Raw genomic sequence first — 13,017 nt, 5'->3', positions numbered from 1 at the left:
ATAAAATAAGCCATCAGTATATTACAGCTGATGGCTTATTAGTTTTTAACAGCATATCTTGTAAACAATGCACTAGATTCTCTCCGCCACCAAACGTTTACGGGCAACTCTGAAAATCCCCAATGACAATATTAATAATATGATTGCGGATAAAAATAAGACATTGTAAGAGCTATTCTCTATCAAAACGCCACCTAAAAATGGTCCGATGGCTTTGGCAAAGTTACCGGTCATGCTGACTAAACTTTGATAACGACCAGATTCATTTCTGGGGGTCGACTCACTTACCAAAGCTGGAATTGCTGGATTAACCAACATTTCACCCAGAGTCAAAATTACCATCCCAATAGCATATGCCGAATACTCTTTAGCATTGATCAGTGATATTAGTGCCGTGATGAAGAACAAAACTCCTACCGGAATCTGAATTTTCTTAAACCAACCGCGATTTTCAGCAAAATGGTTGATCAGTGGCATCAACACGATTACAATCATTGAATTCATCGTCCAGAGAAAACTATACTTACCGATTGGAATGCCGATGTCAGTCAAATGTGCGGAAATATTGCTGCCCCACTGAGAATTTACTATCCAGGTCATTCCTAAAAACAAAGCGATTAAACCAATTCCCGGGTACAACTTGAGTGTAAACAAGCGAGTTTTTTGCTCAACTTTTTTAATGAATTCTGGTCGATTACCGTACAAAAAGACAGCCATGATTAAAAAAATTGTCAAACAGATACAATTGGCGACAAAAACTAAGCTGATTTGGACGCTGACAACGAAACCGCAAAGTGCTGTACCGATCATGCTGCCGATTTTACTACCAACATAAATATTATTGAAAACTTTGTATCGATCTGCTTCCTCAATGTGCGCGACGAATGAATTAACGACGGTATACGAACCACCAACGCCGAAACCTAACATCGGCAAAAGGATTGGAAAAGCAGGCCAATTGTGATTGAAGATTAGACCCACCAAGGCAAAGATTGCTATCAGTGCATTAATGATAGCGGTTTTATGGCCACCGAAATGATCAAACATTTTTCCACCAACATAATTACCAAAAAAGCTAAATAACGAATTAAAAAACAATACGATTCCCGCCACCGTTAAAGACTTGTGCAAATATGTGTGGATAAAAATGGTATTGATCGGCCACATAAAACTCGCCCCTGTTGAAAGTAATACTGCTCCCAGAACCAATACTTTGGCTGTTACCTTTTTCATAAAAATCCCCCCGTTATAAAAAATCCCCATTATAAAATCAAAAATAAGATTATTATTTTAATAAACAATTATATTTTAGCTAATCCCACATAGCTTATTATTATTAATACCATTAAGAAATTCTAAATAGTTGGTCAAAAAACAGAACTATTTTAAAAATAAAAATGAATTCACAATTATTTTCATAAATCCACTTGCAACATTTTCCTCTTAATCTATAATCAAGTTGTGCATCATAAAACACATCGAAAAAAGAGGAAACAAACGTGAAAAAAAGAAATATTTTTATCACATCAGCTTTAGTTTTATTAGCACCAACAGTACTTTCATTAACAAGTCAAAATTCACAGGCCGCTACTAAATTAGTTGGTCGCACAAATACTTTGACACACTTAGTCGATGAAAACGGAAAAGCACTTGAAAACTTATCACTTGCCGCAAATACTGATTGGCAATTAGGTCAAATCAAGAACGTTGATGGCAACACATACTACGAAGTTGCTACTAACGAGTATGCACTTTCAACTAATATGACAGTTAAAGAAACTGGTTCAACAACTACACCTGCAGTTAAAACTGGTACTCTATCATATGCCGCTAAAGTAGTTGATCCTGATGGCAATCCAATTGGAACAGTTCTTCCAGCTGGTTCATCTTGGAAACTTGGTTCTACAAAGACTATCGATGGTAACAACTATTACGAAGTTGGTACTAACGAATACGTCATCGCTTTAGCAGTGAAAATCAATTCCAACACCACAACAAGTACAACTAATAATACTACTTCAAAAATTCCAATGACTGGCAATGGTTTAATCGCTAGAACAAATGTTGCAACAAAGACTTACAGCTACAACAACAATACTTACGTTCAAACACTTCCAGCCGGAACTTCATGGAAAGTTTCCAAATTAGTAGTCAACAAATACGGCTCATATTGGGGCCAAGTAGCATCTGACCAATACGTTTGGTTAGGCGACGTCACAATCAACAGCGGTTTGAATTTGAAGAACAACTCCGAATACATCGCTGACTTTGCTACAAGAATCAATAAATAAACTTTAATTTACTTAATACCTTCAGAGAAATCACGCTTTGAAGGTATTTTTTTGTCCATTTAATAACTCTCGATGTCCAACTCGCAAGATAAATAGCGAAACTACTAAGACAAAAATTGCTACAAAGTAAAGTGAATTATAAGAACTATTTTCCACAACTAATCCACCAAGTAAAGGTCCAATTGCTCGCGCAAAAGTCGATGACATACTGAGTAAACTTTGATAACGTCCGGCTTCTTGTTTTGGTGTCGACTCACTGACCATTGCCGGAATACCAGGATAAACTAACGTCTCACCCAAAGTTAAAACGACCATTCCAATCACAAAGTAAATGTAAGTTTTTGCATTAATAATTGCCGCAAAAGCCACGATAAATAAAATTACTCCCAGTGGAATTTGAATCCGTTTAAACCATTCCTTATTCTCGACTAAACGATTGATAATTGGCAAAACAATTACAATTACTACTGCATTGATTGTCCACAATAAACTATACTTGCTAACAGGAATTCCCAAGTTCGTCAAATGAGCTGAAATGTTACTGCTCCATTGAGAATAGGAGAACCAAGAAGCACCGAGAAAGAGTGCCATTAAGCCTACACCAGGATGTAACTTCGTTTTTTCTACCTTAATCCTTTCGGATTTAGCTTTCGGAGCCTCTCGATTGTTGTACCAAAAAATGGCAATCAAGAAAAAGAGCGTCAAAAAGAAGAAATTGGCAACAAAGACCAAAGTCATTTGAATACCGGCAATATAACCACCTAAGGCCGTACCAATTGCATTACCTAAGTTAGTTCCAACATAGATGGCGTTAAAAAGTTTGTAACGGTCGACTTCATCGATCTGAGCAGCAAACGAATTGATAACCGTAAACGCGCTTCCGACGCCAAAACCCAAAATCGGCAGCAAAATAGGATAAGCTGGCCAACCGTGATTAAAAATCAAGCCGATTAAAGCCAGCAAACCGATTGCCGTGCTGAAAATAACCGTTTTATGACCGCCCCACCGATCAAATAGCTTTCCACCTGCAAAATTTCCCACAAAAGTCAAAATGGAATTAAAAAACAAGACCATCCCGGCGACTGCCAATGATTTATGCAAATAATCGTGAATAAAAATCGTGTTGATTGGCCAAATAAAACTCGACCCAACCGATTCTAAAAATGCTCCAAAAATCAAAGTTTTTGCTGATACCTTTTTCATAATTGCCCCTATAAAAAAAACTACTAGAATCCCTAGCAGTTAAAAATAAATTAATATAAAAATTTTAGCATTGAAATCACGCTTGTCAATTGACCCTTGAATTATGATATCCTAAAAAATATAAGGGGGATTAATTATGACTGATAACAATCCATATTGTCATCAAGGAATGACTTGCCACTCCGGCTGCAAATGTGCCAGTTCAGATGGGATTTGTCATTGTAGAATGATTGACGATCAGAAATGTGCCTGCAACGGACACTGTGGACCAAAGATTCCTAGTGCAATCTAGAGAGTGGAACAAGAGCGTTCAGCTCCCGGAGGATAGCGGAACTTCACAAATTGCTCGCGCACTTTGCGGGCAGTTTGAGAAGTTTTGCTATCTTGTAGGGAGTTGCTCTTGTGTAACTCGTTTCAGATAGAAAGCAGCGGGACCATTAAAACAAAGCTTATGTCACAAACTTATTTTACAACCGTTAATTCATGCAAAGTCTTGCCTTCGGGAGATTTCAATTGTAACCAACTATTGGTTCCAGCAAAATAAAGAAAGGTTCCTACTTCATTGACGCTTTGTAAAGTAACATCCTTGATTAAAGTATTACCATCGATGGCATCTGCATGCTCCTGGCGAAGTCGCAAACCAAAACGTCCTGCGAAGCCTATTACACCAGCCTTGGTTAGTGGAGCGTTTTCTAACAACGTCGCACCTTTTTTAACTACTAACTCACTACGTTTTCGCCAATAAACGGTCGCTTGACTGCCTAAATAATCAACTGTAAACGGTATATCCGCCAACTCTTTTGAATAACGATGACGTGCTTTGACCCTTCTAGGACGTTTTTGAATTTTTAAGCCCAACACTCGTAACAAGGGCTCGATTTCTTGCCAGTAATTTTCAAAAACAGCCAACGACTCATTAGAAATCTTCATATTATAATCAAAACTCAATTCATAACCATCGCTGACCAACCTTTTGGTTAAGAAATAGAAAAAATCTGTTTCAATCATATTTTCAGGTACGTCCAATTCGATAAACCCAGTTGCTGCATCAAGTCCATCAACGTTGCCTAAACTAACACCACTCAATAGATGTTGTTGCATAATCAAGAAAATAGCTTCGTCAGGAAAATTAGTTGGTTTATTAAAATGATAAATAACTTTGCCTAAATCACCTAAATCAAACAAAACTTGTGTCGTTGAAAAATTTCCTTTAAAATCTGTCATCCTACTCCTCCATTGCTTTTGGCTAAAGCTTACCACAACAATTCCAAAATTAATTAAGTTAAACGTAATAATAATTAAGTTTCCTTAAGAAAAAGATCACTTATTGAATAATTTGTTATTCTATGAGCGTAGGAATTAGTTGTTTTTAACAAAAAAGCGACACTCACGATGTGAGTGCCGCTTTTATTTTTAGATAGGTCTTGATAAAACCCAATCCTTAACATCCCCATGACTCAAGTTAACACGTTTAACCGAACGAACGGAGAAATGATTTTTCTTATAGAATTTAACATTCTTTTGCGTATTAGTTTCCAAAATAATATTTCGATAACCAATCTTTTTTACGTAAGGAGTGATATGATTGTTCAACATTTTACTGCCGATACCTTGACCACGTAATTTCTTATCGACTGCCAAATATTCAACCGCACACTTCTTCTTCCCTTTTACTAAATCAAAGAGATCTTCGAATTTAAAGATATCGAATGCATTGAAGCCATTGAATCCACTCTTAATAATTTCAGGAATCAACTTTAAACCATCTAATGTTAAGTAATCCCAATTACTGATCTGATTACCAGAAGAGAATTCAATTAAAGCTACCGCTCTAGGTTTGCCCTTTCCGTCAGCTCCAACATAGACCAGACCTTTTTTCATGAATACGTTGACTTGAAGTTCAAAATATTTTCGTAGCAATTTGTCAAATTTAGCACTTGAACGATATTGCGGTTGAAACATATTCTTTGTTGTCGTGTATTCCTTAAATGAATCTACTAGTAAGTTTATTATCTGAGGCTTATCACTGTTTAAGCCACTTCGAAAATCCAAAAATATGACCTCCTTATTTACAGCCATATCTATATCATAGACACAAATATACCAGTTGTCCATCTTTAGGTACTATTTTAAAATTATTTATATGCCAAACGTCAAATTAGTAATATAAATTTAATATTTTTGTTAGCTTAAACTATTAGACAATCATATAAAATGAGAGTAAGCTTTTCAATAATGAAATTTGAGGTTCATCTAACCGATATCTAAGTCTTCTTAGAAATCGGTTTTCTTATTTTTTCAGCAAAAACATATTTATAAGGAGGGGAATATGGGGAAAAATAAAAGATCTATTTACATTTTAGTTTTTAGTAACTTCTTAATCTGTTTGGGGATCGGTTTAGTTATACCAGTTACACCTTTTATTAAAAATGAGTATCATTTTACTACGTCACAGATGGGAGTTATGACTTCTTTATTTGCTTTCGCTCAATTTGTGGCTTCACCGATAGTTGGAAAAATGTCTGATAAACTCGGCCGTAAGCCAGTTATTGTCTTCGGATTATTCACTTACATGATTTCTGAATTCATCTTTGCCGTCGCAACTACACTTCCAATCTTTAACATTTCACGGATCATCGGTGGATTGTCAGCCGCAATGGTTATCCCAACTTCAATGGCTTTAGGGTCTGATCTAACTAGTTTAAAAGATCGAGCCAAAGTTATTGGTTGGCTATCAGCAGCTTTTAGTGGTGGTTTGATCCTGGGACCCGGTCTTGGAGGAATGCTAGCCAATATCACTTACAAAACGCCGTTCTGGGTCGCTGGAGTTTTGAGTATCACCAGTTGTATTTTCACGCAAATCTTCTTAAAGGAAAATAAAGAAGTTCTTGAATTAGAAGAACAAGAGGCCGAAGAAAAAGCTAAGAAGAAAGGTTCAATTCGAGCAATTTTAACTTTGCCAATGGTTATGCTCTTTGGGATGATTCTCGTGTCATCGTTTGGTCTACAAGGATTTGAAAGTATTTACAGTATTTATGTCAATCAGGTTTTTGATTTTGGCTTAGGAACGATTGCCCTAGTTTTAACACTGAATGGAATAATTTCTTTGATCTTACAAGTTGCAGCTTTTAACTGGATCATTGAAAAAATTGGTGAGATGCGCCTGATCAGTATTGCCTTTTTACTCAGTGCCGTCTGTGTCTTTTGGATTACTCAAGCCCATACGCACGTTGAAGTAATAGTGGCAACTTTAGTAATTTTCTCATCGTTTGACCTATTACGCCCTGCCATCACGACCCTTTTAACTAAGTCTAGTAAATCAAATCAAGGTTTGATCAACGGCATGAACATGTCATTAACTAGTGTCGGCAATGTTATCGGGCCATTGATGTCAGGAGCTTTGATGGATTGGAACACTCACTATCCATATTTAGTCGTAACTGTAATTTTAGCAGCCTCATATCTATTAACATTTGTCGTTCGAAAATATCCAATTGTACCAGCTGAATAAAAAAAGAGCAATCGAAATCGATTGCTCTTTTTTGCTGCTTTTAAACTAATCCCTGTGCTAGCATTGCTTTAGCGACTTTTTCAAATCCAGCAATATTAGCTCCAGCTTGATAATCTTTGCCTAAATCATATTCCTTGTCAGCTGCGGATGATTTTTGATAAATATCTTCCATGATATCTTTTAATTGACTGTCAACGTCATCAAAGCTCCATGAAAGTCGTTCACTATTTTGACTCATTTCAAGTGCTGAAACTGCCACACCTCCAGCATTAGCAGCTTTAGCCGGTCCATAAATAACTTTATTTTCTTTATAAACTGCAATTGCTTTCGAAGTACTTGGCATATTAGCACCTTCAGCGAGATACTTCACACCATCTTTGACGATCAATTTAGCTTGTTTTTTATTGATTTCATTTTGGGTTGCACATGGCAAAGCAATGTCATAATCAATATCCAAATCCCAAACTGAACCTTCATGATACTTAGCTGACTTAACTTTTTGAGCGTATTCTTTGATACGTCCACGTTCAACTTCCTTGATTTGTTTAACAACTGCTAAATCGATTCCCTCTGGATCGTAAACATAGCCATTTGAGTCAGAAACTGTTACTACTTTAGCACCATTTTCCTGAGCTTTTTGTAAGGCATAAATGGCAACATTTCCAGCTCCAGAAATTTTAACAGTCTTACCTTTCAGTGTGTCACCTTGATCTTTTAACAAGGCATTCAAGTAATAAATCAAACCAAAACCGGTAGCCTCGGTTCTAGCTAAAGAACCACCATATTGCAATCCTTTACCAGTTAAAATGCCACCTTGGAAGCCATTGAGACGCTTATATTGACCAAACAAATAACCAATTTCACGTCCGCCGACACCAATATCGCCAGCTGGCACATCCAAATCTGGGCCAATGAATTTTTGTAATTCAGTCATAAAACTTTGGCAAAAACGCATGATTTCTGAATCTGACTTACCTTTCGGATCAAAATCAGAACCACCTTTGCCGCCGCCAATTGGTAGCCCAGTCAAACTGTTTTTTAAAATTTGTTCGAACCCTAAGAACTTAACAATACTCAAGTTAACACTAGGATGCAGTCTCAATCCACCCTTGTAAGGTCCAATAGCAGAGTTGAATTGAACTCTAAATCCACGATTTACGTGAAATTTGCCGGCATCATCTTGCCAAGGAACACGAAATTGAATGACACGTTCTGGTTCAACCAATAGACCCAAAATGTTTGCTTCAATGTATTCTGGATGCTTTTTTAATACCGGTTTTAAACTATCTAAAACTGTAAATACAGCTTCTTGAAATTCTGATTGATTAGGATCTCTAGTCGTAATAGTTTTCTTTAAATCTTTAATATAAATTTCAACATCTGCCATAAAAATACCACCTTTTAAAAATTGAGATTGATATTATTATAGCTCATTATTAGAAATAATTACATTTTATTAGAGTAATACTAAAGTTAATCCATAGCCTTCTTGATCATCATCAACGTGACTAATTGACAGCAGCTAATAAATACAAACAAGACAAATAAGACTGTCCATGACATATACTTCAAAGGCATTGTTTGAACAATGCCATCCCCATCGACTTGTCTGACTCCTATTAAGATTGCGGTAACGGTAAATAAGACCATCCAAATACCGTTAATTATCCACCATACTTTCATTTTTAATCCCCCTCCAGATCATGTGAAACTCTTTTTCCTCATTTTCATCAAAACCAATTTTTGATTCAGTAAAACCATTCCTCAAATAAAATCTAAGTGCTGATTGATTTTTTTCATAAACATCTAGTTCAAGTTTTTGATGATACTTCTTTAAATAATCTAATAATTGCTGACCAATGTGTTGACCTTGGTACTGTTTCAACACAAAAAGTCCAGCAATGTAATCACCTTGAAGGCCGACAAAACCAACCAGATCAGGATTGGCATATACATAAATTTCTGCTTTTAAAAACTGTTGTTTCACTGCTGCTTGATTATCAATCCAAAAATTTGAATCAATAAAATCATGTGCTTCCAAGTTTCCTCGTAACCAAATGTTGCCAACGCGGTCCACTTCTTTTAAATTCATTTTTCGAATCATGTTTGACAAATTATCCTCTCATTTGCTAAACTACTTTTTATCAAAACACCGCCGGGTGTCATTTTCTAAGCATGCTTATTAATTCCGTTAGGCCAAAGAAGGAATTAATAGGGATGCTATTTTTTTGGAGGAATTTATATGAACTGGATCTATTTAATAATCGCTGGATTTTTAGAAGTTGCTTGGTCAACAACAATGAAACTCAGTCACGGATTTTCAAAAATCAGTTACACCATCTATACAATTATCGGACTTTGCCTTAGCATGCTATTTCTATCCCTCGCAATAAAGAAGCTTCCGATGAGTTTAGCTTATCCCATTTGGACTGGTATCGGTGCCGTCGGTTCCGTGATTGCTGGTGTGATCCTATTTGGAGATAAGTTGTCCCCTTTGACTTGGGTCTTTGTAGTTCTTCTACTAGTTAGCATTATTGGTATCAAAGTTTCCTCAGGTAGTTAAGCATCTCTTTGACGTAGTAGTAACACATAGTAAATAGCTACTATAAAAATCAAAATTGCCGCTATAAAGATGGTTCTTAAGCCAAAAAAGTTTTGTAGTAAGGCTGACGAAACTGCCCCCATCGCAAAACCAAATACTAACCCAAAGTAAATTTTAGCGGCAGTAATATCACCCTTTCGATGATGATATAAATATTCAGCAGTTTGAATAACCGCGTTTTTCAAATTTCCTGTAGCAAAGACGTTATTATATCCATGACCCTCGATTTGAGCAAAAGTAACGTTTTGCATAGCCATTACCAAAGCTAACGGTGGCGCAACAAATAAATTTGAAACCGTTTTTGGCAAAAAACCAACTACAATACAAACTATTAATTCGGCTAACAAACTGTTCACTCGCCAATTATGTTTACGATTATTTTTATGCTTCATAATTTCAACTATAATGATACCTAAACAGAAAAAAATCATCGTGAAGAGTTTCGTCAAAACTCCTGGCAAATTATTTTGTGCCACATCAACACTTAAGAAAATAACGTTACCAGTTTGACCGGCCGCCAAAACACCACCACGCTGAACAAAGGTATAGGCATCGATAAAACCACCAATAAAGGTTAAAGCAATCGCGATTTCTCGTAATTGGAATAATCTAAAATTGTTTACTATTCGTTCTCTTTTTTCCATACTGCATACCATTGTAACAAAAAAACAAATATTTTTAAGTCTTGGTAACTCATTAATTTAATGACAGCGTTTCCATAATGCTATATGATTTAGATATTATAGAAAGGATGCGATCATTATGTTACCAAAAGAAATTCGTGAAGAAATCAATAAGTATGATGAAGAATCTTTTAAAGTAATTGAAAAAAATCCTTGGCTGATTCCAGCAACCTTAGCCTGGATCACTATTCCGACTGCCATTTGTTTGCATGGTTTCTGGAAAAACCGTCAGCTTAAAAAGCAGCTCAAAATTGAGCGCGAAAAAACTAAACAATTAACTCTTACTAATTATCATGAAAGACATTCACACTAATAAGTTCGTGCCATCGTTTATCACGGTGGCACTTTTTTTGTTTTTCTACTATTATGTAATTAAACAATTGAGGGGGAAATTATGTTAAAAAAGCAACAAATCTTAATTTTGCTAGCGACAATTCTATTATTCGTTCCTTCAACCATTACTAATGTTGAGGCCGCCGCTGTTCCGAAGGCAAAAAATTTAACCAGTGTAACTCAAAGTGTGAATCACGCTTCGCCAAATTCACCATTAATTTTTTCTCATCGTGGAAGTCCTTATAATTACCCAGATCACTCATTCAGTGGCTACAATCGTGCTATCAAAGATGGTTCGCAATACATTGAACAAGACGTTTGGATCAGTAAAGATAATAAATTGTATGTTTCACACGACGATAATTTGAAGAAAACCACCGGTAAAAAAATCACCATTTCAAAATCGACTTCTAAACAACTCAGTAAAGTAAAGCTTCATAATGGCGAAAAATTGCATCAGTTAAAGGATGTCTTCAAAAGATATGGCAAAAATGTTCACTATATAATAGAAACTAAAAAAAATGCCGGCGACAATACAGACACCGAAAAGGCTTTAGTTAAAGAAGTTAAGAAATATAAAATGACTGACAATATCATCATGCAAGATGAATCAATTCCTGGTATTAAAGCTTTCCACAAATCACTAAAGAACGTACCGATTCTTTGGTTACTCGATTCCGTCACAGAACGTCAGTATAAGGAAGAAATTGAAAATGCTCCACGTTATATTAAATTCATCTCAATTCGGCTAGAACAATGGACGCCAAAACTTGTTAAATTGGCCCATAAGAATGGTTTTAAAACTAATGCTTGGATTCTCAACACTTACAACGATAACTACACAGCCCTCAATACTTTAAAAATGGACAGTGTCTTTACGAACAACAGTAAAGAAACCGTTCATTTAGTTGATCGTTGGAAATAAAAAATTTTAAAAAAAGAGCAGTATTTAATGAATAATTTTTCATTAATACCGCTCTTTTTTAATCTTTCGATAATTTTGGCAGGATTGCAAAGATCACTAAACCAACTAGGAACAAGACGCTCAACGAAGCCGCTCCAATTGTTGATTTGCCTGTCATTTGTGTCACGATGGCGACGATAAATGGCCCCATTACCGCTGAAAATTTTCCTAAAATGTTTAAAAAGCCGTAAAACTCACTACCAGATTCTTTAGGAATTATCTGTCCAAAATATGAACGACTCAACGCTTGCAAACCACCCTGACTTGTTCCTACTAAAATAGCTAAAACCCAAAAGTCAAAACTAGTTTGCAACCTTAAGGCATAAACACAGATCAACAAGTAAACGATGATCCCAAGCAGGATGCCCTTTCTAGTTGAAGTTTTATCAGCTAACCAACCGAACAAAATTGAAAATGGTACAGCAATCAATTGTACGACCAGCATAACGATCATCAATTCAGTCGTCTTGATTCCAATATCCAAGCCGATTGCAGTTGCCATCGTAAAAATCGTATCAACTCCATCAATATAGAAAAAATAGGCTACTAGAAACCAAGCAACTTGTTTATATTGTTTAATGTGTTTAATTGTTTGGAAAACTCTCTTAAAACTCCCTTTAAATGGGGCTTTAGTAGGTTCCACCGAATACTTTTGGGTAACATTTTTTTGTAATGGTAGGTAAAAAACCAACCACCAGGCTGCAGCAATAATAAAGCTCCAACGAGCTATTCCCGTTCCATCCAATTGACCAAAACCGCTTGTTAATTGTAAAACTAGGAATAATATGAATGCTAACACTCCACCTAGATAGCCGAAGGCATACCCATGAGTCGATATTTTATTCATTTGCGAATCATTTGCGACGTCAGTTAAAAAACTATCGTAGAATAAATTACTAACTGAGTAACCAATGGCTGAAAAAATGTAAACAAGTAATAATAATTGCCACTGAGCTTCTGGAACAAAGGCTAATCCTACCGTCATCACAATTCCTAACCAACAAAATAAACTTAATAATCTTTTTTTGAAATTAGGATAATCGGCTAAGGCGCCTAAAAATGGAGCTAATAGAGATACTAATAACGTACTGAAACTATTGGCATATCCCCAAAAAGCTGTTGAACTTGCTGCCGAAACACCACTATTTGCAGCCACAGATTTAAAGTAAACTGGCAAAACAGCCGTCGTAACGATAATCCCATAAGCAGAATTGGCCCAATCATACATAATCCAACTCCACTGTTCTTTATTGATTCTACTTTTATTGATTTTCGAATTGATATTTCTCTTTAACGAAATCATCAAAGGTACCCCCGTCAATTGGTTCAGTTGAATTCAACTAAACCGATTCAGGTAATCAATTTCCCCACAAATAGACTACTTGCACTATGCAAAAAAAGTATAACCAACTTACGAATTTTGTTACATC

Annotated in this window: 15 protein-coding genes; 6 read left to right on the top strand and 9 right to left on the bottom strand. The window is 35.9% G+C overall.

Annotated features, from left to right (window positions below):
• Positions 1-72: 72 nt before the first annotated feature.
• Complete coding sequence (locus U8521_RS02015; RefSeq protein ID WP_334351698.1) at positions 73-1,233, bottom strand: MFS transporter; 1,161 nt, start codon at positions 1,231-1,233, stop codon at positions 73-75.
• A 266-nt stretch (positions 1,234-1,499) separates the two neighbouring features.
• Between U8521_RS02015 and U8521_RS02010 the strand changes: the two genes are divergently transcribed.
• Positions 1,500-2,291: an SLAP domain-containing protein gene (locus U8521_RS02010; protein WP_334351697.1), complete on the top strand. Its 792-nt coding sequence runs from the start codon at positions 1,500-1,502 to the stop codon at positions 2,289-2,291.
• A gap of 30 nt (positions 2,292-2,321) precedes the next feature.
• Here the strand turns inward: U8521_RS02010 and U8521_RS02005 are convergent, their stop codons facing one another.
• Entirely contained in the window at positions 2,322-3,494 is a 1,173-nt protein-coding gene (locus U8521_RS02005; RefSeq protein WP_334351696.1) for an MDR family MFS transporter, read from the bottom strand.
• 136 nt (positions 3,495-3,630) lie between these two features.
• Here U8521_RS02005 and U8521_RS02000 point away from each other — a divergent pair, with 136 nt between their 5' ends.
• Positions 3,631-3,786, top strand: a complete 156-nt coding sequence (locus U8521_RS02000) for a hypothetical protein (RefSeq protein WP_334333369.1) — start codon at positions 3,631-3,633, stop codon at positions 3,784-3,786.
• 170 nt (positions 3,787-3,956) lie between these two features.
• Here the strand turns inward: U8521_RS02000 and U8521_RS01995 are convergent, their stop codons facing one another.
• Positions 3,957-4,718 carry a hypothetical protein gene (locus tag U8521_RS01995; RefSeq protein ID WP_334351695.1) on the bottom strand — a complete coding sequence of 254 codons (762 nt, stop codon included), beginning with the start codon at positions 4,716-4,718 and terminating at the stop codon, positions 3,957-3,959.
• A gap of 189 nt (positions 4,719-4,907) precedes the next feature.
• Positions 4,908-5,546 carry a GNAT family N-acetyltransferase gene (locus U8521_RS01990; RefSeq protein ID WP_334333371.1) on the bottom strand — a complete coding sequence of 213 codons (639 nt, stop codon included), beginning with the start codon at positions 5,544-5,546 and terminating at the stop codon, positions 4,908-4,910.
• Between the two features lie 277 nt (positions 5,547-5,823).
• On the opposite strand from U8521_RS01990, the gene U8521_RS01985 reads away from it, so the two are divergent.
• Positions 5,824-7,005 carry an MFS transporter gene (locus U8521_RS01985; protein WP_334333372.1) on the top strand — a complete coding sequence of 394 codons (1,182 nt, stop codon included), beginning with the start codon at positions 5,824-5,826 and terminating at the stop codon, positions 7,003-7,005.
• Positions 7,006-7,045: 40 nt separating this feature from the next.
• Here U8521_RS01985 and gdhA read toward each other — a convergent pair whose 3' ends face one another.
• From gdhA to U8521_RS01970, 3 genes are all read right to left on the bottom strand, one after another.
• The gene (gene gdhA, locus U8521_RS01980) at positions 7,046-8,392 is read right to left on the bottom strand and encodes an NADP-specific glutamate dehydrogenase (protein ID WP_334351694.1); all 1,347 of its coding nucleotides are present in this window, start codon (positions 8,390-8,392) and stop codon (positions 7,046-7,048) included.
• A gap of 86 nt (positions 8,393-8,478) precedes the next feature.
• Positions 8,479-8,688 carry a DUF3923 family protein gene (locus tag U8521_RS01975; RefSeq protein ID WP_334333374.1) on the bottom strand — a complete coding sequence of 70 codons (210 nt, stop codon included), beginning with the start codon at positions 8,686-8,688 and terminating at the stop codon, positions 8,479-8,481.
• Positions 8,666-9,097 (bottom strand): GNAT family N-acetyltransferase, encoded by a 432-nt coding sequence (locus tag U8521_RS01970; protein ID WP_334351693.1) that lies wholly within the window; start codon positions 9,095-9,097, stop codon positions 8,666-8,668. Before U8521_RS01970 ends, U8521_RS01975 begins: the two co-directional genes overlap by 23 nt.
• A gap of 150 nt (positions 9,098-9,247) precedes the next feature.
• On the opposite strand from U8521_RS01970, the gene U8521_RS01965 reads away from it, so the two are divergent.
• Positions 9,248-9,568: a DMT family transporter gene (locus U8521_RS01965; RefSeq protein WP_334351692.1), complete on the top strand. Its 321-nt coding sequence runs from the start codon at positions 9,248-9,250 to the stop codon at positions 9,566-9,568.
• Here the strand turns inward: U8521_RS01965 and U8521_RS01960 are convergent.
• Positions 9,565-10,251, bottom strand: a complete 687-nt coding sequence (locus U8521_RS01960; protein ID WP_334351691.1) for a YoaK family protein — start codon at positions 10,249-10,251, stop codon at positions 9,565-9,567. The two genes, U8521_RS01965 and U8521_RS01960, sit on opposite strands and share 4 nt — an antisense overlap.
• A 118-nt stretch (positions 10,252-10,369) precedes the next feature.
• Here U8521_RS01960 and U8521_RS01955 point away from each other — a divergent pair, with 118 nt between their 5' ends.
• Both U8521_RS01955 and U8521_RS01950 read left to right on the top strand, forming a co-directional pair.
• The gene (locus U8521_RS01955; RefSeq protein ID WP_334333379.1) at positions 10,370-10,603 is read left to right on the top strand and encodes a transposase; all 234 of its coding nucleotides are present in this window, start codon (positions 10,370-10,372) and stop codon (positions 10,601-10,603) included.
• Positions 10,604-10,684: 81 nt separating this feature from the next.
• Positions 10,685-11,548: a glycerophosphodiester phosphodiesterase gene (locus U8521_RS01950; RefSeq protein ID WP_334351690.1), complete on the top strand. Its 864-nt coding sequence runs from the start codon at positions 10,685-10,687 to the stop codon at positions 11,546-11,548.
• Positions 11,549-11,606: 58 nt separating this feature from the next.
• Here U8521_RS01950 and U8521_RS01945 read toward each other — a convergent pair whose 3' ends face one another.
• On the bottom strand, positions 11,607-12,890 hold the full coding sequence (locus U8521_RS01945) for an MFS transporter (RefSeq protein ID WP_334351689.1): 1,284 nt from the start codon (positions 12,888-12,890) through the stop codon (positions 11,607-11,609).
• Between the last annotated feature and the right edge of the window lie 127 nt (positions 12,891-13,017).

The organism is Companilactobacillus miaonis, assembly GCF_036913615.1.
Taxonomy (GTDB): domain Bacteria; phylum Bacillota; class Bacilli; order Lactobacillales; family Lactobacillaceae; genus Companilactobacillus.
Note: the sequence above shows the minus strand (reverse complement) of the source record. Positions and strands in the feature narration are given on the sequence as shown.

Excerpts from the sequence above, each read along its gene's own strand:
- U8521_RS01945 (WP_334351689.1), bottom strand. The coding sequence starts at position 12,890 with ATGATTTCGTTAAAGAGAAATATCAATTCGAAAATCAATAAAAGTAGA.
- U8521_RS01965 (WP_334351692.1), top strand. The coding sequence starts at position 9,248 with ATGAACTGGATCTATTTAATAATCGCTGGATTTTTAGAAGTTGCTTGG.
- U8521_RS02005 (WP_334351696.1), bottom strand. The coding sequence starts at position 3,494 with ATGAAAAAGGTATCAGCAAAAACTTTGATTTTTGGAGCATTTTTAGAA.
- U8521_RS01960 (WP_334351691.1), bottom strand. The coding sequence starts at position 10,251 with ATGGAAAAAAGAGAACGAATAGTAAACAATTTTAGATTATTCCAATTA.
- U8521_RS01955 (WP_334333379.1), top strand. The coding sequence starts at position 10,370 with ATGTTACCAAAAGAAATTCGTGAAGAAATCAATAAGTATGATGAAGAA.
- U8521_RS01970 (WP_334351693.1), bottom strand. The coding sequence starts at position 9,097 with ATGAATTTAAAAGAAGTGGACCGCGTTGGCAACATTTGGTTACGAGGA.
- U8521_RS01985 (WP_334333372.1), top strand. The coding sequence starts at position 5,824 with ATGGGGAAAAATAAAAGATCTATTTACATTTTAGTTTTTAGTAACTTC.
- U8521_RS02015 (WP_334351698.1), bottom strand. The coding sequence starts at position 1,233 with ATGAAAAAGGTAACAGCCAAAGTATTGGTTCTGGGAGCAGTATTACTT.
- gdhA (WP_334351694.1), bottom strand. The coding sequence starts at position 8,392 with ATGGCAGATGTTGAAATTTATATTAAAGATTTAAAGAAAACTATTACG.
- U8521_RS02000 (WP_334333369.1), top strand. The coding sequence starts at position 3,631 with ATGACTGATAACAATCCATATTGTCATCAAGGAATGACTTGCCACTCC.
- U8521_RS01950 (WP_334351690.1), top strand. The coding sequence starts at position 10,685 with ATGTTAAAAAAGCAACAAATCTTAATTTTGCTAGCGACAATTCTATTA.
- U8521_RS01995 (WP_334351695.1), bottom strand. The coding sequence starts at position 4,718 with ATGACAGATTTTAAAGGAAATTTTTCAACGACACAAGTTTTGTTTGAT.
- U8521_RS01975 (WP_334333374.1), bottom strand. The coding sequence starts at position 8,688 with ATGAAAGTATGGTGGATAATTAACGGTATTTGGATGGTCTTATTTACC.